17 protein-coding genes and 1 riboswitch are annotated in these 21,467 nt (G+C 70.1%); of the genes, 9 read left to right on the top strand and 8 right to left on the bottom strand.

Annotated elements, in window-relative coordinates; translation table 11 throughout:
• The first annotated feature begins 2 nt into the window (after window positions 1-2).
• A complete protein-coding gene (locus ACFJGU_RS14545) occupies window positions 3-1,280 on the top strand; it encodes a hypothetical protein (RefSeq protein ID WP_382304213.1) in 1,278 nt (425 codons plus the stop codon).
• A gap of 27 nt (window positions 1,281-1,307) precedes the next feature.
• Here the strand turns inward: ACFJGU_RS14545 and ACFJGU_RS14540 are convergent, their stop codons facing one another.
• From ACFJGU_RS14540 to ACFJGU_RS14525, 4 genes are read right to left on the bottom strand one after another with little or no spacing between them, the layout of a single operon-like run.
• A complete protein-coding gene (locus tag ACFJGU_RS14540; RefSeq protein ID WP_382304212.1) occupies window positions 1,308-1,796 on the bottom strand; it encodes an ATP-binding protein in 489 nt (162 codons plus the stop codon).
• 13 nt (window positions 1,797-1,809) lie between these two features.
• Window positions 1,810-2,592, bottom strand: a complete 783-nt coding sequence (locus ACFJGU_RS14535; RefSeq protein ID WP_382304211.1) for an energy-coupling factor transporter transmembrane component T family protein — start codon at window positions 2,590-2,592, stop codon at window positions 1,810-1,812.
• The gene (locus ACFJGU_RS14530) at window positions 2,589-4,304 is read right to left on the bottom strand and encodes an ABC transporter ATP-binding protein (protein WP_382304210.1); all 1,716 of its coding nucleotides are present in this window, start codon (window positions 4,302-4,304) and stop codon (window positions 2,589-2,591) included. The genes ACFJGU_RS14535 and ACFJGU_RS14530 overlap by 4 nt, the downstream gene beginning before the upstream one ends.
• Before the next feature lie 3 nt (window positions 4,305-4,307).
• Window positions 4,308-4,931 (bottom strand): ECF transporter S component, encoded by a 624-nt coding sequence (locus ACFJGU_RS14525; RefSeq protein ID WP_382304209.1) that lies wholly within the window; start codon window positions 4,929-4,931, stop codon window positions 4,308-4,310.
• A gap of 79 nt (window positions 4,932-5,010) precedes the next feature.
• A riboswitch (TPP riboswitch) is annotated at window positions 5,011-5,121 on the bottom strand.
• Between the two features lie 157 nt (window positions 5,122-5,278).
• On the opposite strand from ACFJGU_RS14525, the gene ACFJGU_RS14520 reads away from it, so the two are divergent.
• Window positions 5,279-6,289, top strand: coding sequence for a hypothetical protein (locus tag ACFJGU_RS14520; RefSeq protein WP_382304208.1), 1,011 nt, complete (start codon window positions 5,279-5,281; stop codon window positions 6,287-6,289).
• A gap of 11 nt (window positions 6,290-6,300) precedes the next feature.
• On the opposite strand, the gene ACFJGU_RS14515 is transcribed toward ACFJGU_RS14520, so the two are convergent.
• On the bottom strand, window positions 6,301-6,675 hold the full coding sequence (locus ACFJGU_RS14515; protein WP_382304207.1) for a hypothetical protein: 375 nt from the start codon (window positions 6,673-6,675) through the stop codon (window positions 6,301-6,303).
• Between the two features lie 116 nt (window positions 6,676-6,791).
• On the opposite strand from ACFJGU_RS14515, the gene glgX reads away from it, so the two are divergent.
• From glgX to treZ, 3 genes are read left to right on the top strand one after another with little or no spacing between them, the layout of a single operon-like run.
• Window positions 6,792-8,993: a glycogen debranching protein GlgX gene (glgX, locus tag ACFJGU_RS14510; RefSeq protein WP_382304206.1), complete on the top strand. Its 2,202-nt coding sequence runs from the start codon at window positions 6,792-6,794 to the stop codon at window positions 8,991-8,993.
• 9 nt (window positions 8,994-9,002) lie between these two features.
• Window positions 9,003-11,432 (top strand): malto-oligosyltrehalose synthase, encoded by a 2,430-nt coding sequence (locus ACFJGU_RS14505; protein ID WP_382304205.1) that lies wholly within the window; start codon window positions 9,003-9,005, stop codon window positions 11,430-11,432.
• Entirely contained in the window at window positions 11,429-13,243 is a 1,815-nt protein-coding gene (gene treZ, locus ACFJGU_RS14500; protein WP_382304204.1) for a malto-oligosyltrehalose trehalohydrolase, read from the top strand. Before ACFJGU_RS14505 ends, treZ begins: the two co-directional genes overlap by 4 nt.
• Before the next feature lie 74 nt (window positions 13,244-13,317).
• Here the strand turns inward: treZ and ACFJGU_RS14495 are convergent, their stop codons facing one another.
• Entirely contained in the window at window positions 13,318-14,562 is a 1,245-nt protein-coding gene (locus ACFJGU_RS14495) for a DNA polymerase IV (protein WP_382304203.1), read from the bottom strand.
• A 160-nt stretch (window positions 14,563-14,722) separates the two neighbouring features.
• On the opposite strand from ACFJGU_RS14495, the gene ACFJGU_RS14490 reads away from it, so the two are divergent.
• From ACFJGU_RS14490 to ACFJGU_RS14480, 3 genes are read left to right on the top strand one after another with little or no spacing between them, the layout of a single operon-like run.
• Window positions 14,723-16,033: an alpha/beta hydrolase-fold protein gene (locus ACFJGU_RS14490; protein WP_382304202.1), complete on the top strand. Its 1,311-nt coding sequence runs from the start codon at window positions 14,723-14,725 to the stop codon at window positions 16,031-16,033.
• A 4-nt stretch (window positions 16,034-16,037) separates the two neighbouring features.
• Complete coding sequence (locus ACFJGU_RS14485; RefSeq protein WP_382304201.1) at window positions 16,038-18,539, top strand: bifunctional lysylphosphatidylglycerol flippase/synthetase MprF; 2,502 nt, start codon at window positions 16,038-16,040, stop codon at window positions 18,537-18,539.
• 10 nt (window positions 18,540-18,549) lie between these two features.
• Window positions 18,550-19,554 carry an aldo/keto reductase family protein gene (locus ACFJGU_RS14480; protein WP_382304200.1) on the top strand — a complete coding sequence of 335 codons (1,005 nt, stop codon included), beginning with the start codon at window positions 18,550-18,552 and terminating at the stop codon, window positions 19,552-19,554.
• A gap of 44 nt (window positions 19,555-19,598) precedes the next feature.
• Here the strand turns inward: ACFJGU_RS14480 and ACFJGU_RS14475 are convergent, their stop codons facing one another.
• Window positions 19,599-20,198, bottom strand: coding sequence for a GNAT family N-acetyltransferase (locus ACFJGU_RS14475; protein WP_382304199.1), 600 nt, complete (start codon window positions 20,196-20,198; stop codon window positions 19,599-19,601).
• A gap of 111 nt (window positions 20,199-20,309) precedes the next feature.
• Here ACFJGU_RS14475 and ACFJGU_RS14470 point away from each other — a divergent pair, with 111 nt between their 5' ends.
• A complete protein-coding gene (locus ACFJGU_RS14470) occupies window positions 20,310-20,903 on the top strand; it encodes a TIGR03086 family metal-binding protein (RefSeq protein WP_382304198.1) in 594 nt (197 codons plus the stop codon).
• Window positions 20,904-20,919: 16 nt separating this feature from the next.
• Here the strand turns inward: ACFJGU_RS14470 and ACFJGU_RS14465 are convergent, their stop codons facing one another.
• Entirely contained in the window at window positions 20,920-21,435 is a 516-nt protein-coding gene (locus tag ACFJGU_RS14465) for a hypothetical protein (RefSeq protein ID WP_382304197.1), read from the bottom strand.
• Window positions 21,436-21,467: the final 32 nt, after the last annotated feature.

Raw genomic sequence — 21,467 nt, 5'->3', positions numbered from 1 at the left:
ACATGGCAACTTCGGTCGGGCGCAGGGCGGTGCGGGTCGTCGTCGTCGTGCTCGGCGTGTTCGTGATCCTCGCGCTCGGACTCTACGGTCCCGCGACCCTCGTGGGCCCGCTTCCCCCGGCGAACGCCTCCGTCGACGAGAGTGCGGGCGGTACTGCGGCGGCAGTGACCCCCACCCTGCCCACCACCGGGGCGAGCGCGATCGTGGCCGACGTGGCGACTCCGGTGATCGCCTCGGCCGGCCTCACCGAGGCGGTGCCGATGGGCGGATCGGCGAAGATCATCACCGCCCTCGTGGTGCTGGCCGCCAAGCCGCTCGCCGCCGGCAGCCAAGGGCCCACGATCGCGATCTCGAAGGCCGATGCCGACGGCTACCAGAAGTACGTCGCGGAGAGCGCCCGCACCGTCGCGGTGACCCAGGGCGAGAACTGGACACAGCGCGAGATGATGGAGGCGATGCTGCTCGGGTCGAGCAACAACCACGCCGACACCCTCGCGCGCTGGGCCTACGGTTCGATCGACGCCTATCTCGAGGCGGCCCAAGCCTGGCTCACCGCTCGGGGACTCACCGGCATCACCGTGGTCGACGCCACCGGGCTGGACGAGAACGACCTCGGCACGGCATCCGATCTGGCGCGGGTGAGCGCGTTCGCGTTCTCGGAGGCCTCGATCTCCGAGATCATGGCCTCCGATGCCGACGACATCACGCTGCCGGGCAATCGCCGGGTCGACAACCTCGCGGCCTACCTTCCCGATCTCGGATACACCGGCGTCTCACGCAGCTACACCGATCAGGCCGGTATCTGCTATCTGTTCGCTCTGGCCGTGCCGGTGGCAGCGACATCCGGAGCAGCCGCGGGCGAAGCGACCGTCTACGGGGCCTTCATCCGCGAACCCGATTGGGACACCCTCGACGCCGACCTCGAAGCCCTCGCCGCCTCGGCGGCGGGGACGATCACCCAGACCGACGTCGTGACCGAGGGGCAGGCCTTCGTGACCTACACGACACCCTGGGGCGAGACGGCGCACGGCGTGGCGATGGCCACGGAGTCGCGGATGCTCTGGGACGCCTCGGCCCTGCACTACCGCGTCGACGCCAAACCGCTCAGCACCGGTTCGCAGGGCGAGCAAGTGGGTAGCGTCACGGTCACCACGCCCGACGGCGACGTCAACGTGCTGCTCGAACTCGACCGGCGCATCGGCGACCCGGGGCCGTTGTGGCGGCTGACGAATCCGGTGCCGGTGATCTCGGCGTTCATCGAGTCGCGCACCCAGGGCTGACCTCGGCGCTGGGCGTCAGAACTCGCCTCAGGTCGGCACGATCATCGTGGCGAGTTCCCGAGGCCCTTCGCGGCGCACGAAGAGCTGCCACTGGGCGTCCCAGCGATCCCATTCGCGTAGGTACCGCTCGCCGTCGCGAGCGATCGCACGCGCCTTGCGGGTCTCGTCGTCGGTCTCGACCCAGACGGTGAGATCGGCCAGAGCGGCATTGTGCCGAGTGAGCGCTCCGCAGCCCTCGATGATGAGCGGATGCGCCGGGTCGACCGGGTGCCACTCGGCTGGTTCCCCCGTGGTCCAGTCGTAGCGCTGCCAGCGCGCAGGTCGGCCCTCGCGCAGCGGCTCGAGGAGGTGCAGCCGGATGTGCTCGCTCGCGGCGTCGAGGCCGTCCCAGCCGGGATAGACGTCGTCGAGGTGCACGACAACCGGCACGTCGGCGCCGACCCAGCCGTCGCGCATCCGGAGCGCCAGCTCGGTCTTGCCGGACCCGCTCGGGCCGTCGATGAGGATCACCGTCATGCGAAGGCGCCGCTCACCCGACGATGAGGTTGAACGATCCGGTCGCGATCGCGACTGAGATGGCGACCGCGCCGATGGCGGCACCGGCCGCCACGAGGAGCCACTCGCGGGCGCCGAAGATCGACGGGCGTGCCCAGGTGCGCTCCGTCGCGCCCCCGAATCCGCGCGCCTCCATCGCCGTGGCGAGCTTGCTGCCGCGCCGGATCGAGAGGACGAGGAGGGCGAACGCCTGGCCGGCGAAGCGCCGGAGCCGGCCGGAGTCGCCGAGACCGCGAGCCCGGCGGGCGAGTTCGAGCTGGCGCCAGTCCTGCAGGAACAGGCCGATCAGGCGCATCCCGGCCAGGGCGCCGAGCACGAACCGGCTCGGCAGATGCCAGACCTGCGCAAGCCCGTCGGCGAGATCGGTGGGGTCGATCGTGGCGAAGAGCACCACCGCCGGCAGGCCGATCGCGAGGATGCGCAGCACCGTCGCGACGGCCAGGGAGATCGAGCCGTCGCTGATCTCCATCAGCCAGAACTGCCAGTAGACCTGCCCCGAGGTGACGCCGTAGAGAAGGGTCGTCAGTCCGGCCAGCGGTGCGGCGATCCAGATCGCGGCGGTGCGGCGGAAGAAGGCGCGCGGGCTGAGTCCGGCCCAGACGAAGAGCACGCTCTCGAGGGCGAGCGCCACGGCCGCGGACACCCAGTCGATGGTGACCAGGAGGATCGCGCTGAGCAGGAGTGAGGCCGCGAGCTTCGCCACCGGGTTGACCGCGTGGATGCGCCGGGTGCCGCGGGGCGGGGAGAGGACGGTCATGGGCGCACCGCCCCCACGGGACGCTTCGCGCCCACCACGATCTCCTGGTCGGCCAGAGCCTCGACGAAGGCGCGGTCGTGGGTCACGGCCACGATGGCGGTGCCGCGGTCGAGTTGTTCGGCGAGGAGCCGCACGAGCTCGGCCCAGGTGCGGGAGTCCTGCCCGAAGGTCGGCTCGTCGAGCACGAGGATGCGCGGCCGGGCCACCAGGGCCGACGCGACCGACAGGCGTCGCTTCTCACCGCCCGAGAGCGTGTAGGGGTTCGCGCTGAGGAGTCCGTCGAGACGGAGGCGGCCCGCCACCTCCGCGACGCGCTCCTCGATCTGGTCGGAGGACAGCTTCAAGGCCTTGAGCGAGATCTCGAGTTCGGCGCGCACGCTGCCCGCGACGAACTGGTGCTCGGGGTCCTGGAACACCATCCCGATGCGCGTGAGCAACTCGCGCGAGCGCCACGCCATCGGCGAGGTGTCGGGCGACGACGCGCCACGGCGGCGGCGACCGCTGGGGCGGGTGCCGGCAGCCAACTCGACGGACGCTTCGAGGACGCCTCCGGCCGGCGGGATGAGGCCGGCCAGGGTGAGCGCGAGGGTGGTCTTGCCGGCGCCGTTGGGCCCGGTGATGGCGGTCGCCTGCCCGGCGCGCAGCTCGAGATCGATCCCGCGGGCCACGGTCGCGCCTTCGACGCGCGCGACGTCGAGCCCACGAGCAGTGAGGAGCACCCCGCTGCGCTGATCCCCTGGGGAGGCCGTGTCGACACCGACCGCCGCGCCTGCCGCGCGTGCACTCGCGCTTGCCCCCGACTCGTCCCTGCGAGCATCCGCCCGTTCCGCTGGGCCACGGCTGCGTCGATCCGCGCCGGCGACCGGCCACGTCTCTCCAGCGTGCCGGTGCGGCGCGGCGCGCGTCGGCCGCGCCGGACGACCGCCGAGCGGGTCGTGTCCCGGCACCCAGACTCCGCTGCGCGCCAGCTCCTCGCCGTGGGCGCCCAGGACGGTCGCGGGATCGCCGTCGGCGAGCACGCCCCCGCCGGGCGCCAGGACGACGACGCGGTCGACGGCGTCGAGCCAGATGTCGACGCGGTGCTCGATCACCACGAAGGTGGCGGCCGACCGACGCACCACCTCGGCGACCGCGTCCCGAACTTCCACGACGCCCTCGGGGTCGAGGTTCGCCGTGGGCTCGTCGAGCAACAGCACGCCGGGCTGCATCGCGACGACCCCCGCGAGCGCCACGCGTTGCTTCTGTCCGCCCGAGAGGTCGGAGGTGGGATGCCCGAGCGGGAGGTCGAGACCGACCGCACCCAGTGCCCTGCCGACCCGCTGCCAGATCTCCGGACGCGGCACACCGAGGTTCTCGCATCCGAACGCCACGTCGTCACCCACCCGTGCGAGCACGATCTGCGAGTCGGGGTCCTGCATGACCAGGCCGACGCGACCGCGGGTGTGCCGGGGGTCGAGGCCGGCGACCTCGAGAGTGCCCTCCTCCTCCCCCTCGTCGGCGCCGCCGAGCACGCCCGCGAAGGCTTGGATGAGCGTGGACTTGCCGGCTCCGGATGCGCCGAGCAACAGCACGCGCTCCCCCGGCTCGATCGCGAGATCGAGTCCGCGAACCGCCCAGGAGGAGCGCCCGGCGTGCCGCCAGCCCCAGCCCGCGGCCCGGAGACCGGCGGGAGGGGGCTGCGCCGGCGTCGCCGGATCGTGGCTCCGCGGCATCCGCTACGCCCTCGCCGTCACCTCGCGCCCGGAGGCGAAGCGGTTGAGCGCGCCGGTGCGAGCCAGGGCTCGCACCACCACCCACGACAGCAGGCCGGCGATGACCGCTCCGCCGATGGCGCCGCACACGACGTAGACGGTCTTGAAGTCCATGCCGTTGCCGGCATACCAGAGGATCGAGTCGTTGATTCCCATGGCGAGACCGGCGCCCGCTCCGGCGAGGATCGCGACGTAGACCCGGTAGTTCGCGTAGAGGAAGATCGCGAACACGATCTCGGCGCCGAGCCCCTGCACGATGCCCGACACGAGGGTGAGGACGCCCCACTGGGTGCCGACGAGTGCGGAGACCACGGCGGCGACGAGTTCGGTGAAGACAGCCGCTCCGGGCTTGCGGATGATGAGCCCGCCGAGCACACCCGCGAACAGCCAGAAGCCGTAGACGAGCGACTGGGCGCCGGGGAGGAGCGCTTCGAGCGGGGCGCTGACGGGTGTGTAGGTGAGGTTCCAGAGCCAGAAGATGAGTCCGGAGGCGACGCCGATGACACTGGCGACGACGATGTCGACGACCCGCCAGCGATAGCTGGGGCGGGTGCGGGATGCGGCCTGGGCTGCGGTTGTGGTGTGCACTGTACGTGCCCTTTCATTCGGTGGAAGGGGCACGGGTGGCTCAGGCGTAGGTGCTGTCCGCTCCGCGGACGGCCACCACGCCGAAACCTGAGATGCCTCCCTGCGCTGGCATGATCCAGATCAGGTTCGACGGTCGAAGGTTGAGAACCTTCCTCTCAGCCCGGCTCACCGGACTCCCGTGTGCCCCCAAGTATAGGCCCGCGCACCCCAGAAGTTCTTGCCCCCTCCCGCCCCAAATCCGCCCTTTTCGGGCGGGACGGGGCAAGAAATTCATCCACAGGGGTGCAGGTGGGGAGGGGATTTGTGGATAACTCGAGATGGGGCTTGCGAGGGAGAGAGGATGCCTCATGCCTCGTCGAACAGCGCTTCCCCCGGAATTACGACACGACTCGTTCACCGTGGCGCACGGGCGTGCGAGCGGCGTGGGAGAGAAGCGGATGCGTGGGGCCGACCTCAGCCGACCGTTCCGCGGCGTCCGCTCCGCCGGGTCGGATCGGGCTTCGTTCGAGGGGCGCTGCAACGCCTACGCGCTGATTCTGAGACCCGGCGAGTACTTCTCTCATGTCACGGCGGCACGGATCTGGGATGCGCCGCTCCCCCGCTCGTGGAGCCCGGCTGAGGCGGTCCACGTGTCGATCCCTGCTCCGGGGCGCGCGGCCCGCGGCGCTCTCGTCCGCGGGCATCAGCTCAGTGACCCCGGTCTGCGCTCCATCGTGCGGTCGGGCCTCCCGGTGAGTGATCCGGCGACGACGTGGCTCCTCCTCGCGGCCACGCTCGGCCATGACGCCCTCGTGGCGGTGGGCGACTACCTCGTGCGCGTGCCTCCGCGAGAGGATGCGAGGCGACATCCGCACATCGAGCTGGAGACCCTTCTCTCGCGGGTCGAGGAGTCGCGCTGCTGGGGAATCGCCCGGGCACGCCGCGCGATCGTCAACGTGCGGGAGGGTGCGGATTCTCCGCAGGAGACGTTCCTCCGGCTGGCCCTGGTGCGCGCAGGCCTGCCCGAGCCCGAGCTCAACGTCGAGATCCCGCGAGCGGACGGCTCCCTCGCCGCCCGGGTGGACATGTTCTACCGCGACCAGGGGGTCGTCGTCGAGTACGACGGCGACCAGCACCGCACGGATGCGGCCCAGTACGACAGGGACATCAGCCGCATCGACGAGCTCTACCGCCTGGGACTCGCCGTCGTACGCATCCGAGACCCGCAGATGCGCGGCGCGGCCGCCCCCGCCGTGCAACTCGTCGCGCGCGCTCTCCGGACCCGAGGCTGGCGCTCCCCGGCGAAGTTCTTGCCCCCAGACGCCCTAAAACCGTGGATTCAGGGCCGTTGGGGGCAAAAAATCCAGGAGGAGGGGTGAGGGGGTGGGGGTTACTTCTTGAGGGAACGGATGATGCGGGAGAGGGACCAGCCGGCTGTGATGATGACCGGGATCGAGACCGCGAGGAGGGAGATGATGTTGGGCTGGAACTCGGCTGCGCCGTCGCGCGTGACATACGCGCCGATGGGGATCGAGACGCCCCCGCCGCCGAATCCCTCGCCGTTGGCGTCGCCCGCGCCCAGCTTGTCCGACGACGCGACGGTGGCCCCGGGCGAGGAGGCGGTGCCGTTTCCGCCGCCGAAGCCCGACCACACGAGGGCCACGGGAACGATGGTCGCGCCGTCGATCGTGACCGGGTCGCCGTAGGCGGCTCCGACTCCGATGGTGCGCGTCGCGTCGGTGAGAGTCTCCACTAGGTTCGCCATGCGCCAACGCTACCGCGATCGTCCTCGGCGGGATAGGTCTTGATGGCCAGTCCGCAACCCCATGGGGCCGATCGGGATTCCGGGTAGCGTGGGCACAGACCCCGACAGGAGAACACATGCAATCGTGGCCAGGATCGGCCTACCCCCTCGGCGCCACCTACGACGGGAGCGGCACCAACTTCGCCCTCTTCAGCGAGGCGGCCGAGAAAGTGGAGCTCTGCCTCTTCGACGGAGACGGCACCGAGACCCGCATCGAACTCGCGGAGGTGGATGCCTACGTCTGGCACGCCTACCTCCCCCAAGTGCAGCCCGGGCAGCGCTACGGCTACCGCGTGCACGGCGTGTACGACCCGGAGAAGGGATGCCGCGCCAATCCCAACAAGCTGCTGCTCGACCCGTACGCCAAGGCGACGAGCGGCGAGATCGACTGGGACCAGTCGCTCTTCTCCTACAACTTCGGCGACCCCGACTCGCGGAACGACGAGGACTCCGCCGGTCACATGACCTACGGCGTGGTGATCAACCCCTTCTTCGACTGGGCGGGCGATCGCAAGCTGCGCATCCCCTACAACGAGAGCGTCATCTACGAGGCCCACGTGAAGGGGCTCACCGAGCTGCACCCCGACGTGCCCGAGGAGCAGCGGGGCACCTATGCCGGCGTCGCGCATCCGGCCGTCATCGCGCACCTGACCAAGCTCGGCGTCACCGCCATCGAGTTGATGCCCGTGCACCAGTTCGTCAACGACAGCGTGCTGCTCGACAAGGGCCTCAGCAACTACTGGGGCTACAACACCATCGGCTTCTTCGCGCCGCACAACTCCTACTCGGCCACGGGCGACCTCGGCCAGCAGGTGCAGGAGTTCAAGGGCATGGTGAAGGCCCTGCACGCAGCCGGCATCGAGGTCATCCTCGACGTCGTCTACAACCACACCGCCGAGGGCAACCACCTCGGTCCGACCCTGTCGTTCCGCGGCATCGACAACGCCGCCTACTACCGCCTGGTGGAAGACGACATGCGGTACTACATGGACTACACCGGCACCGGCAACACGCTGAACGTGCGGCATCCGCACTCCCTGCAGCTGATCATGGACTCGCTGCGCTACTGGGTGACCGAGATGCACGTCGACGGCTTCCGTTTCGACCTCGCGAGTGCCCTGGCGCGCGAGTTCTACGACGTCGACCGCCTGTCGACCTTCTTCGAGCTCGTGCAGCAGGACCCGGTGGTGTCTCAGGTGAAGCTGATCGCCGAGCCCTGGGATGTCGGGCCCGGCGGCTACCAGGTGGGCAACTTCCCGCCCCAGTGGACGGAGTGGAACGGGAAGTACCGCGACACCGTGCGCGACTTCTGGCGCGGCGAGCCGAGCACCCTCGGCGAGTTCGCGAACCGTTTCACGGGCAGTGCCGACCTCTACGAGCACTCGGGTCGACGACCGGTGGCGAGCATCAACTTCGTCACCGCGCACGACGGGTTCACGCTGCGCGACCTCGTCTCCTACAACGAGAAGCACAACGACGCCAACGGTGAGGACAACAACGACGGCGAATCGCACAACCGCTCCTGGAACAGCGGCGCCGAAGGCCCCACCGACGACCCGAAGGTGCTGGGCCTCCGCGCCCGTCAGCAGCGCAACTTCATCGCGACCCTGCTCCTCAGCCAGGGCGTTCCGATGCTGCTGCACGGCGACGAGCTCGGCCGCACGCAGCAGGGCAACAACAACACCTACGCGCAGGACTCCGAGCTCACCTGGATCCACTGGGATTCCGAGGACCAGCCGCTGATCGAGTTCACCGCGGCCGTCGCCCGGCTGCGGAAGGAGCATCCGACGTTCCGCCGCAGCCGCTTCTTCGACGGCCGGCCCGTCAAGCGCGGCAAGGGCGAACCCCTGCCCGACATCGTGTGGCTCGACTCGGACGCGAGCGAGATGCAGCCCGAGGACTGGGACTCGAACCTCTCCCGCTCGGTGGGCGTGTTCCTCAACGGACAGGGCATCCGCGCCCGCGATGCGCGGGGCAATCCGCTCTCCGACGTGCACTTCCTGCTCTACTTCAACGCCCACGACGAGGAGCAGGTGTTCACTCTGCCCAGCGCCGAGTACTCGGACTCGTGGGATGTCGTGATCGACACCGCGGGCGAGGCCGCCGACTCGCAGGTCTTCGCCGCATCCAGTGAGATGACGGTCGATGCCCGCTCGATGGTGGTGCTGCGCGTGCACAAGGAGCAGGAGGTCGAACCCGATCATTCGGTGGCGGCTTCGCTGACGGCGCAGGCCGATTCCTCGAGCCAGATCGCCCCGACCATCCCGTTCGTTTCGTAAAGGGCCCGGATGCGCACCCCCCACTCCACCTATCGTTTCCAGATCACTCCCGAGTTCACCCTCTGGGATGCCGCGCGCCTCGTGCCGTACCTGTCGCGCCTCGGCGTCGACTGGGTGTACCTCTCCCCCGTGCTGCAGGCGGAAGAGGGCTCGCAGCACGGGTACGACGTGACCGATCACTCACGGATCGACGAGTCGCGCGGCGGCGCCGAGGGGCTGCAGGCCCTCTCGGATGCCGCGCACGAGGCGGGGCTGGGGGTGCTCGTCGACATCGTGCCCAACCATGTCGGGGTCGCGACGCCGTCGGCGAACCCGTGGTGGTGGGATCTGCTCACTCACGGGCAGGGCTCGCGCTACGCCGAGGCGTTCGACGTGGACTGGGACGCGGGAGGCGGTCGCATCCGCATCCCGGTGCTCGGCGACGACTCGCTCGACGCCCTGCGGATCGAGCCCGACGGGCCGGGCGGCGCATCCGTTCTGGCCTACTACGACCATCTCTACCCGATCGCGCCCGGCACGGCCGACGACGGAGCCGACGCCCGCACGGTGCACGACCGTCAGCACTACGAGCTGATGAACTGGCGCCGCGAGAGCGCCGAGCTCAACTACCGCCGCTTCTTCGCGGTGTCGTCGCTCGCCGCCATCCGGGTGGAGGAGCCGTGGGTGTTCGACGAGTCGCACGCGGAGATCGGGCGCTGGTTCCGCGACGGGCTTGTGGACGGGCTGCGCGTCGACCATCCCGACGGGCTCGCCGATCCGGGAGGCTACATCGAGCGGCTGTCGGAGCTGACCGGTGGCGCCTACATCCTGATCGAGAAGATCCTCGAAGGCGACGAGCCGCTCGAACCCGACTGGCCCTCAGCGGGCACCACGGGGTACGACGCCCTGGCCGGCATCGACCGGGTGTTCGTCGACCCCTCGGGCGAACCAGGACTCACCCGGCTGGCGGCCTCGCTCGGTCAGAGCCCCGCCGACCTGCCGAGGGGCGACGAGGGCGATGACGCGACCGGCGACCCCGACAGCACCGAGGGCATCGACGACGCGCACTCCTACGCCCGCCACGCCTGGCACACCCTCATCCACGGCACCAAGCGCGGCATCGCCGACGGCATCCTGCGCGCCGAGGTGCTGCGGCTCGCCCGCGACATCGACCGCGCGGGCGGCCTGCCGACGCCCACGGAGAGCAGCGTGCTGGCGGATGCGCTCGCCGAGCTGCTGGCCTGCTTCCCCGTCTACCGCTCCTACCTGCCGAACGGCCGCGAGCAGCTCGAGCACGCACTCGCCCTCGCCCGCGACAACCGTCCCGATCTCGACGCGGTGCTCGTGGAGACCGCCGAGGTGCTGGGGCGTAGGGGCACGGCCCCGAGCATCCGCTTCCAGCAGACGTCGGGCATGGTGATGGCCAAAGGCGTCGAGGACACGGCGTTCTACCGCTTCACCCGGCTCACGAGTCTCACCGAGGTGGGCGCGGATCCGGATCAGTTCAGCCTCGACCCCGCGGCGTTCCATGCCCTGCAGCGCCGCCGTCTCGACACCACCCCCGACTCGATGACGACGCTCTCGACCCACGACACCAAGCGCTCCGAAGACACGCGGGCGCGGATCTCGGTGCTCTCCGAGATCCCCGACGGCTGGTCGGGAAGCCTCGCCAAGCTGCGCAGCCTGCTGCCCCTCGGCGACGGCTCGTTCGAGAACCTGCTCTGGCAGTCGCTCCTCGGCGCCTGGCCGCTCTCCCGCGAGCGCGCCCAGGCCTACGCCTTGAAGGCCGTGCGCGAGGCGGGCGTCTCGACCAACTGGCTCGACCCCGACGAAGCGTTCGAAGAGCGGATGTCGCAGGCCGTCGATGCGGTCTTCACCGATCCGATCGCGCGCGGCGTGCTCGAGAGCCAGCTCGCCGCCATCCGGGCTGCGGGCTGGAGCAACTCCCTCTCGGCGAAGCTCGTGCAACTCACCACGACGGGGGTTCCGGATGTCTACCAGGGCACCGAGCTCTGGGACCTGTCCCTGGTCGACCCCGACAACCGGCGCCCCGTCGACTTCGACGAACGCGGCGAACTGCTCGGCATCCAGGAAGCGGGCGAACTTCCCGGGATCGACGAGACCGGCGCCGCCAAGCTGCTCGTCGTGTCGACGGCGCTGCACGTGCGCCGCGACCGGCCCGAGCTGTTCACGGGCTATCAGGGACTGGTGGCGCGCGGCTCGGCCGCCGATCACGTGCTCGCCTTCGACCGCGGCGGGGCGGTGACCATCGCGACGCGTCTTCCGCTCGGCCTCGCCCGCCACGGCGGTTGGGACGACACCACCCTCGAACTGCCCGAGTCGGGCAGCGGCTACGTGGACGCGTTCACCGGCCGCATCTTCGCCGATCGTGAGATGCGACTCGCCGCCGTGCTGGAGCGCTACCCGGTGGCATTGCTGGAGAGGATCGACGAGCGATGACGAAGCGCGATTTCGACGTCTGGGCACCCCGCGCCGAACGGGTCGAGCTGATCCTCGGCGACGATGCGAGCCCGGGTGCGGCCGACGGAACGGGCAGCGGACCGCGCACCGCGCATCCGATGACCCGCGCCGACGACGGCTGGTGGCGCGCCGGCCCCGACGCCCCGGAGTGGCGGGCCGGGCTCGACTACGGCTACCTGCTCGACGGCGCCGGACCGTACCCCGATCCACGATCGCGCCGCCAACCGCACGGCGTGCACGGTCTCTCGCGTACCGACGATCCCTCCGACTACGCCTGGCACGACGGCGACTGGCGCGGCTCCCCGATCGACCGCGCCGAGATCTACGAGCTGCACATCGGCAGCTTCACGCCCGAGGGCACGCTCGACGCCGCGGCCACGCGCCTCGACCACCTGCGCTCGATCGGCGTCACCCATGTCGAGCTGCTGCCGGTCAACGGCTTCAACGGCACGCACAACTGGGGTTATGACGGGGTGGCCTGGTTCACGGTGCACGAAGGCTACGGCGGGCCGGATGCGTACCGCCGCTTCGTCGACGCCTGTCACGCCGCCGGTCTCGCCGTCGTCCAGGACGTCGTCTACAACCACCTCGGCCCCAGCGGCAACTACCTTCCCCTGTTCGGCCCGTACCTCAACGACGCCTCGAAGAACACCTGGGGCACCTCGGTGAACCTCGACAACGAGGGCTCGGCGGAGGTGCGCCGGTACATCATCGACGACGCGCTGATGTGGCTGGGCGACTACCACGTCGACGGGCTCCGCCTGGATGCGGTGCACGCGCTCGTCGACCACGGCCCGGTGCACCTGCTGGCCGAACTCGCGGCCTCGGTCGACGAGCTGTCGGCGGAGACCGGAATCCAGCGCGCCCTGATCGCGGAATCCGACCTCAACGACCCGGTCATGTTCCTCGACCGCGACGAAGGGTACGGCCTCGACGGGCAGTGGAGCGACGACTTCCATCACGCGGTCCACGTCAACCTCACCGGGGAGACCACCGGCTACTACGCCGACTTCGACTCGATCGGAGCACTGGCGAAGGTGCTGACGCGCGGGTTCTTCCACGACGGCACCTGGTCGAGCTTCCGCGAACGGGTGCACGGTGTCGAACTCGACCGCACCCGCACCGCACCCTGGCGGCTCGTCGTGGCGTCGCAGAACCACGACCAGATCGGCAACCGCGCCGTCGGCGACCGGCTCACGGCGACGCTCTCGCCCGACGACCTCGCGATCGCCGCCGCGCTGACGCTCCTCGGTCCGTTCACGCCCATGTTGTTCATGGGTGAGGAATGGGCGGCGTCGACCCCGTGGCAGTTCTTCACCTCGCATCCGGAGCCCGAGCTCGGCAAAGCCACGGCCGAGGGGCGCATCGCGGAGTTCGCCAAGATGGGCTGGGATGCCGCGGTGGTGCCGGATCCGCAAGACCCGGAGACCTTCGAGCGCTCGAAGCTCGACTGGAGCGAGATCGGCGACCCGGAGCATCCGGAGCACCACGCCGTGCTGGAGGTCTACCGCGCGCTCGCCGCCATCCGGGCCACCCTGCCGCCCGGCGACTCGCTGCGGCTCGCCGACGTGCGCGTCGACTACGACGAGGAGGCGCGCTGGCTCGTGCTCGAGCGCCCGCCGCTCGTGCTCGCCGTGAACCTCTCGGACGCCCCGGTCGAGCTGGCCACGATCGCGCCCCGCTTCGGCACACCCCTCTTCGCCTCCCACGAACAGCTCCGAGGCGAGCCCCTCCCCGCCCACCTCACCACCCTCCCCCCTCATTCCGTCGCGGTCTCCCACCCCGCCTGAGCCGGACTTCTTGCCCCGTCCCGTCCCAAAATCGCCGAGATGGGGCGGGACGGGGGCGAAAAGTGCGGGACGGGTCAGCGGCGGGTGCCGTTGCGGTCGGCGGTCTCGCCGGACTTGGGGGCGTTCACGAGGGAGGCGGGGCGGACCGAGTCGGTGCCGAACTTGGCCGTGACACGGTCGATCGTGAGTTCGGCGTCGCGCCAGCCCTCCGACGGCACGGTCTCGTCGGCCCAGAGTGCCGGCTGATGCACGGCGGAGCCCGCCTCGGAGAGCTGCTCCACGCGCACCCCGATCAAGCGGATGGCCTCGCCCCGCGCGCCCACGGCCTCGTAGATGGCCGTCACCTCGTCGAAGATGCGCTTGCCGAGGTCGGTGGGCTCCGAGAGGGTGCGTGACCGCGAGATGGTGGTGAAGTCGGCGAAGCGCAGCTTGAGCGCCACCGTGCGGCCCATCAGCCCGGCCGACCGCAAGCGCACGGCCACCCGGTTCGACTGGTGCAGCAGCTCGCGGCGCAGCACCTCGGGCGAGCGCTCGTCGACGTCGAAGGTGCGCTCGTGACCGACGCTCTTCTCCTGGCTGACCGTCTCGACCGATCGGGTGTCGATCCCGAGCGCGAGTTCGTGCAACTTCGACCCGGTCGCCTCCCCCACCGCCCGCACCAGTGCGTCGAGCGGGGTGTCCGCGATGTCGCCCACCGTGCGCAACCCGAGCCGCTCGAGCTGCTCGGCCGTCTTTCCGCCCACACCCCAGAGCGCGCGCACGGGCAGCGGATGCAGGTACGCCAGCACCTCCGACGGCCGGATGACGAGCATCCCGTCGGGCTTGGCCCGCCCCGACGCCAGCTTCGCCATGAACTTCGTGGGCGCCACCCCGATCGAACAGGGCAGCCCGGTCTCGGCGAACACGCGCTCCCGGAGCCGCGCCGCGATGAGGTCTGACTCCCCGAGCAGTCGCCGGGCGCCGGACACGTCGAGGAACGCCTCGTCGATGCTCAGCGGCTCGACCAGCGGTGTCACCTCGCGGAACAGCGCCATGACGGTGCGCGACGCCTCGCGATAGAGGTGCATGTGCGGCTCGAGCACGATCGCCTTCGGGCACAGCCGTAGGGCGGCGCCCACCGGCATGGCCGAGTGCACTCCGAACGCGCGCGCCTCGTAGGTTGCGCTGGTCACGACCGCTCTGGGCGAGTGCCCGCCGACGATCACCGGTTTTCCGCGGAGCTCCGGATGCGAGAGCAGTTCGACCGAGGCGAAGAACGCATCCATGTCGACGTGCAGGATCGGCGGACTCGGCTCGATCACCTGCCTGTCGCCATCCATGTCTCGAGCTTAAGCGCAACCGACGACGGGCGCGGCGGCCCGCGGATGCCGAATGCAGTCCCCGCATGGCGTTCTCCCAGAGATCGTCCAGACAGTGGGAAAATACTGATCGACGCCCGGCCACCGCCGGCCGCGCGCTCCGAGCCGACAGGAACCACCCGTGAAAGCACTCCTCGACGTGGGGCTCCTGTCCGGCCCCTTCGTCATCGCGGTGTACGCGGTCGCCGCGATCGCCGTGCTGCTCCTGCTGTTCGTGCGCCCGGGGCCGCGCTGGCGCCGCTCGCACTGGCTGGTGGCGGCGCTTCTGGCCGCGATCGTCGGTGCCGCGATCGGAGTGGGCCTCACCTGGCTCCTCAGTGACACCCTCGACCTCTTCGGCGCGGAGCTCACCGTGGTGGTGCGGGTCTGGATCGCCCTCGGATTCGCCGGCTTCGGCATCGCGATCGCCTCCTTCTGGCGAGCCACCTGGAAGCGCGTCATCGCCTCGATCCTCGCCATCGTGCTCTTCGCGGGCACGACCGCGATGACGGTCAACATCGACTTCGGCCAATATCCCACGGTGCGCAACGCCCTCGGCCTGAGCGCCTACGCCGGCGACGTGCTGCCGCTCGTCGCCACGCCCGATCCGGCCACCCGACCCACGATCGCGACCTGGACGGCCCCGGCCGGCATGCCGACCCAGGGCTCCGTCGGCATGGTCACCATCCCCGCGACGAAGTCCGGCTTCCACGCCCGCGAGGCGGTGGTGTACCTGCCGCCGGCGGCGCTCACGGCCAACCCGCCGAAGCTTCCGGTGCTGATCATGTTGTCGGGCCAACCGGGCAGCCCGGACGCACCGCTCCAAGCCGCGAAACTCCGTCAGAGTCTGGATGCCTACGCGGCCGCGCACCAGGGCCTCGCGCCGATCGTGGTGTCGCCCGACCAGCTCAGCGCTCCCGACGTGAACCCCATGTGCGTCGACTCCCCGCTCGGCAACTCGGCCACCTACCTCACGGTCGACGTACCGGCCTGGATCTCGGCCAACCTGCCCGTGCTCCCCGGCCCGCACTACTGGGGCATCGGCGGGTACTCCCAGGGCGGAACCTGCTCCATCCAGCTCGGCGCCGCGCATCCGGAGCTCTTCGGAGCCATCCTCGACGCCTCGGGCGAGGAGTTCCCGAAGATCGGCGACGCCCAGACCACGATCGACAAGGGCTTCGGCGGCGATGCGGCCAAGTACGCGGCCGCCTATCCCGCTGCCATCATGGCCGCGCACGCCCCCTACAGCGACATGTTCGCGGTGTTCGGCGTGGGCGGCGACGACAGCGCCTACATGCCGGGTATCAAGACGCTCTACGCCGACGCGCAGGCCGCCGGGATGACGGCCACCTACCTCGAGTCGCCCGGCAGTGCGCACGACGCGACGACCTGGGCCTACGTCTTCAAGCAAGGCCTCGGGCTGATCGCCGACCACTGGGGCCTGAACAGGTGACGTGGTGACGACCGCTCCGGATGCCCGCCGCCGGCTCCTGCGCGAAGCCGGGCGGTGGGCACGCTCCATCCCGGTGACCTGGGTGGTGCTCGCCCTGGTGCTGGCGGCGAGCATCGTGCGGATGTCGATGCACCCGGGACGGGCGCGCGGCGGGATTGACGCCTTCGTCTCGACCGGGTTCGACACCGTCTTCGTGAACCACGACTGGATCTCCACCATCACCTCGGTGTTCTTCGTCTGGAACCCCTTCGTCCTGGTGTTCGTGGTGGCGGCGATCGTGATCGGCCTCGGTTGGTCGGAGCGCCGCATGGGCCACGGGCGCACCGCGCTGGCCTTCGTGGTGGTGACCGTGCTCGGCATCGTGCTGGGGCTCGTCACCCAGGCTCTCGGCGTCGGGCTCGACCTCTACTCCGCCGAGGTCACGCGCACCCACCGCACGGTCGATCCGATCATCGCCGTGGTGGGCGTGGTGATGGCGGCGAGCGCCTTCGCCGGACCGCTGCTCAAACGACGCGTGCGGATCGTCGGGTTCGCGGTCATCCTCGTCTTCGTGCTCTACTCGGGCCAGCCGTCGGACAGTTACCGGTTGTTCGCGGGCGTGGTCGGGCTCCTGCTCGGGATGCTGCTGGCCCGCACGCCGCTGCGGGTCCGCCGACCTCGTGCCACCCGGCGCGAGACCCGGACACTGCTCGCCGCCGTGGTGGCGGTGACCGCGCTCGGGCCGCTCGTCACCATCGCCGCTCCGTCAGGCACCGGGGCGCTCAACCCGCTCGGGCTGCTGTTCCGCGATCCGCTGCGCGATTACGCCGCCATCGCCGCCCACTGCCAGACCGGCGACTACACGCGGCACTGCGTGAACGCGCTCGCTCTCTCGCGCCTCGACGGACCGGGCGCGGTGCTGCTCACCCTCCTCCCCCTGCTGGCCCTGCTCGTCTCGGCCTGGGGCATCCAGCGGGGCCGGCGAGTGGCGCTGTGGCTCGCGGTCTGGATCAACGTGGCACTGGCCTTCCTGGCCGCCGTCTACTTCGGGTTCCTCCCGCTGCTCTCGAGCTCGGAGTACACGGCGTTCCAGACGGCTGCTGCGGAGGACTACCGGGCCTTCGAGACGGTGTCCGCCCTCGTGCCCCTCGCCATCGCGATCCTCCTGGTGGCCTCGCTGCGGCTCTTCCCGGCCGAAGTGGGCGCCGGCTCGACGCTGCGCTTCTTCGCCCTGGTGGCGGTGATGTTCCTCGGCATCTCGCTGGTCTACCTCGCCATCGTGTGGCTCGTGCGCGATCAGTTCGCACCTCACGCCGAACTCGGCGACCTCCTGCTCGACCTGCCGGAGCGGTTCGTGCCGGTCGGCTTCCTCTCCTTCGAGCCGAAGGACATCTTCCCGGTCGGCCCGGTGGCGGTCGTCGCGTCGCAATGGGTCGGCCCGGTGTTCTGGGTGGCCATGATCGTGACGGCGTTCCTCGGCATGCGGCACGTGCATCCCCCGGGCGCCGTCACCGACGAGGCCCGCGTGCGCGAGCTGCTCTTCGCCGGATCGGGCGGCACCCTGTCCTGGATGACGACCTGGACCGGCAACCACTACTGGTTCGCACCCGGCGGCAGCGCCGTGGCGTACCGCGTGGTGAACAACGTGGCGATCACGACCGGGGATCCGCTGGGCCCGCCGGAGACGCATCCGTCGACCGCGTTCGCGTTCGCCACCTACTGCACCGACCGCGGCTGGACGCCGGCGTTCTACTCGGTGACGGATGCCGTGCGTGATGCCCTGGGTGAGGCCGGCTGGTCGTCGTTACGGGTGGCCGAGGAGACCGTCGTGCATCCCGCCGAGTGGTCGCTCGAGGGCAAGAAGATGCAGGACATCCGCACCTCCATCAACCGGGCGGCGAAGGAAGGAGTGCGGGCGGAGTGGCGCAGCTACGGGGAACTCGGGCCGTTCGTCACGACGCAGATCCGCGAGATCTCGGAGCTCTGGGTGGCGGAGAAGGACCTGCCGGAGATGGGGTTCACGCTCGGCGGGCTCGACGAACTGATCGCGCCCGAAGTGCGCCTCATGGTGGCGCTCGACGCCGAGAATCGCGTGCAAGGCGTAACCAGCTGGCTGCCGACGTACTCCGCCGGACGGGTCGTGGGGTGGACCCTCGACTTCATGCGCCGGCGGCCCGACAGCATGAACGGACTGATGGAATTCCTGATCGCCCAGACCATCCTGCGGGCCCGCGACGACGGCGTCGGCTTCGTGAGCCTGTCCGGCGCGCCGCTCGCGGTGGCCGGCGACGGGAGCGAGCAGGAATCGACGGGCATCCTGCCGTTCCTCAGCCGCACGCTCGAACCGGTCTACGGATTCCGCTCGCTGCTGCGGTTCAAGATGAAGTTCCAGCCGACCTTCCACCAGCTCTACCTCAGCTACCGCGACCCGCTCACCCTCCCCGCCATCGGCCTCGCGCTCGGTCGCGCCTACCTGCCGACACTGTCGGCCCGGCAGGCGGTGCGGGCCCTCTCCGGCCGGGAGTAAGTTGAGGAGTATGAAGTATCGATACCTCGGCAACAGCGGACTCAAGATCTCGGAGATCACCTACGGAAACTGGCTGACCCACGGGTCGCAAGTGGAGAACGACATCGCCACGCAGTGTGTGCAGGCGGCGCTCGATGCCGGCATCACCACCTTCGACACGGCGGATGCTTACGCCAACACGGCCGCGGAATCGGTACTCGGCGACGCCCTCGCCGGGCAGCGGCGCGAGTCGCTCGAGATCTTCACGAAGGTCTACTTCCCCACCGGCGAGAAGGGGCCGAACGACACCGGGCTCTCCCGCAAGCACATCAGCGAGTCGATCAACGCCTCGCTCCGCCGCCTCAAGACCGACTACGTCGACCTCTACCAGGCGCACCGCTACGACTACGAGACGCCCCTCGAAGAGACGATGCAGGCCTTCGCCGACATCGTGCGCCAGGGAAAGGCGCTCTACATCGGGGTGAGCGAATGGAACGCCTCGCAGCTCCGTGAGGCGCACGCGCTCTCGAAGGAGCTCGGCTTCCAGCTCATCTCGAACCAGCCGCAGTACTCGATGCTCTGGCGCGTCATCGAAGAAGAGGTCGTGCCCACCTCGCGTGAGCTCGGCATCTCGCAGATCGTCTGGTCGCCCGTGGCCCAGGGCGTGCTGACGGGCAAGTACCTGCCCGGCCAGCCGGCGCCCGAGGGCAGCCGCGCGACCGATGAGAAGGGCGGGGCCGACATGGTGAAGACCTGGATGCGCGACGAAGTCCTCGAGCGCGTTCAGCTGCTCGCACCGGTGGCGTCCGAACTCGGCCTCACGCAGGCCCAGCTCGCCATCGCCTGGGTGCTCGCAAACGACAACGTCGCCTCCGCACTCATCGGCGCCTCCCGGCCCGAGCAGGTCGAGTCGAACGTGAAGGCCTCGGGCGTGACGCTCTCGCCCGAGGTTCTGGCGCAGATCGACGAGATCATCGGCGACCTGGCCGAGCGCGACCCGGCGAAGACCACGTCGCCGGAGAGCCGTCTGGTCTGAGCGGCGTCGGCGCCGCGCGACCCGTCGGTTTCGGCCTTCGGCCCTCAGAGGGCCGAAATCGACGGGCCGTCGGCTGAGGTGACCTCGCACGCCAGGAGGGCCACGACGACGGAGCCGCCCTTGGTGGCTTGGCGGCCGACCTCGCGGAAGCCGAGGCGGGCGTGGAAGGCGAGCGAACCGGGGTTCGGGGGCTCGACGTTGACCTCGCAGTCGACCTCGGCGGCACCGGCCGCGCGAGCCGCTGCGAACACGGCGTCGTAGAGCACGACACCGAGCCCGGCGCTGCGGTGCCCGTCGGCCACGACGATGCGATCGACGTAGAGGAACCCGCCGCGGGCGCCTTCCTCGGCCACCTCGGCCGCCTCGGCCGCCCGCGCGGTGAACCAGCGGTAGTTCTCGCTCGGGTAGTCGACGCCGGGTGGCAGTGCCAGCACGAAGCCGACGACGGCATCCGGATGCGTGGGGTCGGGATGCGCCGCATCGACGACCGCGGCGGCCAGCGCGGACTGCCCGACCAGCGTGCGCATCTCTTCCGCATCGATGTCGTTCACCGCGGGCACGGCGGCGCGATTGAGCGTCACCAGCCGTTCGACGTCGGAGTCGGAGAGCGGGCGGATGGCCGGTGCGGCGGAGGGAGACGACACACCGTGACCCTACCGGCTGTTCGCTCGCCGCGTACCCGGCTCCCCGTTCGCGGATCGGAGGAATGCGCATCCGGACCCCGTCATTGACAATAGAGATCGAAGGAGACCCGAATGACCGCCACCCGCACCCCGAAGACCGAGGCGACGACCTGGCTGCGCCTGCAAGAACGCGCCCACCGCGAATTCGCCATCCGGGTCGCCGCCGTGACCGACTGGGAAGCGCCGACACCCGACACCGACTGGAACGTCGCTCAGCTCGTGAGCCACGTCATCGAGGAACAGCAGTGGGTGCCCTGGCTGCTCTCCGGACTCACCACCCGGCAGGCCAAGAGCCGCTTGATGCCGCTGAGCGACGACCTCACCCACGAATGGCACCGGTACTCGCTCGCGGCCACGACCGCCTGGCATGACGCCGCACCCGACGACCGGGTGAACCTGTCCTACGACACGGTGGCGGCGATCGACTACCTCAAGGAGCAGGTCTCCGACGTCACGATCCACACCTGGGATCTGGCCCGGGCCGTCGGCACCGACGAGAGGATCGACGACGAGCTCATCGAGCACGTCTGGACCGTGTTCGCACCGCAGAAGGACACCCTGCAGGCGAGCGGACTCTACGCCTCGCCCGTGCCGGTGCCCGACGACGCCCCGCTTCAGACGCGGCTGCTCGCCCTCACCGGTCGCGACGTCCGCCTCACGGTGTGACCGGCAGCCGGCCGAGTCAGTTCTGGAGCTCGGACGGACGTCGGTACGCCGTGGAGCCGGCCGGCCGGTAGACGAGCTCCTTGGGATCGGTGGCGCAGAGCTCGACGAGCAGCGCATCCAGATCGATGCGGAGGATCTCCAGCTCCGAGACGATCGAGGACGGCCGCTCGTCGACGTTCTCGATGAAGATGTTGCACGCCGCGACCATGTAATTAAGGGGGTTCCACGCGGCGGAACGCTGGCGCAGCGACTTGCGCGCCGTGCGGATCTCCTTGCGCAGCAGCACCACGGAGCGCATCACCCGGTTGAGGTCGGAATCGGGATCGGCGCGGTCGATCGACAGCGGCGACGCGCTCTGCTCGGGTGACAGGGCACGGCGCGATCCGATCTCGATCGTGAGCAGGCGCAGAGCATTCACCTCCGCGATGCGCTCGACCCGCCGGCCCTTGCCGCGATCGATCAGCAGCGCCAGGAGAGCACCGCCGGTGACACTGATCGTCGTCACGATGATCTGGGCTACGAGAACGTCCATACCGTCACTCTACGAGCGACCACCGACACCCG

This window comes from Herbiconiux sp. UC225_62 (assembly GCF_042694625.1).
GTDB lineage: Bacteria > Actinomycetota > Actinomycetes > Actinomycetales > Microbacteriaceae > Herbiconiux.
Note: the sequence above shows the minus strand (reverse complement) of the source record. Positions and strands in the feature narration are given on the sequence as shown.

Bases quoted from the DNA above. Each gene is read 5' to 3' on its own strand.
- ACFJGU_RS14545 (WP_382304213.1), top strand. From the start codon at position 3: ATGGCAACTTCGGTCGGGCGCAGGGCGGTGCGGGTCGTCGTCGTCGTG.
- ACFJGU_RS14520 (WP_382304208.1), top strand. From the start codon at position 5,279: ATGCCTCGTCGAACAGCGCTTCCCCCGGAATTACGACACGACTCGTTC.
- treZ (WP_382304204.1), top strand. From the start codon at position 11,429: ATGACGAAGCGCGATTTCGACGTCTGGGCACCCCGCGCCGAACGGGTC.
- ACFJGU_RS14530 (WP_382304210.1), bottom strand. From the start codon at position 4,304: ATGCCGCGGAGCCACGATCCGGCGACGCCGGCGCAGCCCCCTCCCGCC.
- ACFJGU_RS14540 (WP_382304212.1), bottom strand. From the start codon at position 1,796: ATGACGGTGATCCTCATCGACGGCCCGAGCGGGTCCGGCAAGACCGAG.
- ACFJGU_RS14470 (WP_382304198.1), top strand. From the start codon at position 20,310: ATGACCGCCACCCGCACCCCGAAGACCGAGGCGACGACCTGGCTGCGC.
- ACFJGU_RS14535 (WP_382304211.1), bottom strand. From the start codon at position 2,592: ATGACCGTCCTCTCCCCGCCCCGCGGCACCCGGCGCATCCACGCGGTC.
- ACFJGU_RS14465 (WP_382304197.1), bottom strand. From the start codon at position 21,435: ATGGACGTTCTCGTAGCCCAGATCATCGTGACGACGATCAGTGTCACC.
- ACFJGU_RS14515 (WP_382304207.1), bottom strand. From the start codon at position 6,675: ATGGCGAACCTAGTGGAGACTCTCACCGACGCGACGCGCACCATCGGA.
- ACFJGU_RS14480 (WP_382304200.1), top strand. From the start codon at position 18,550: ATGAAGTATCGATACCTCGGCAACAGCGGACTCAAGATCTCGGAGATC.
- glgX (WP_382304206.1), top strand. From the start codon at position 6,792: ATGCAATCGTGGCCAGGATCGGCCTACCCCCTCGGCGCCACCTACGAC.
- ACFJGU_RS14495 (WP_382304203.1), bottom strand. From the start codon at position 14,562: ATGGATGGCGACAGGCAGGTGATCGAGCCGAGTCCGCCGATCCTGCAC.
- ACFJGU_RS14505 (WP_382304205.1), top strand. From the start codon at position 9,003: ATGCGCACCCCCCACTCCACCTATCGTTTCCAGATCACTCCCGAGTTC.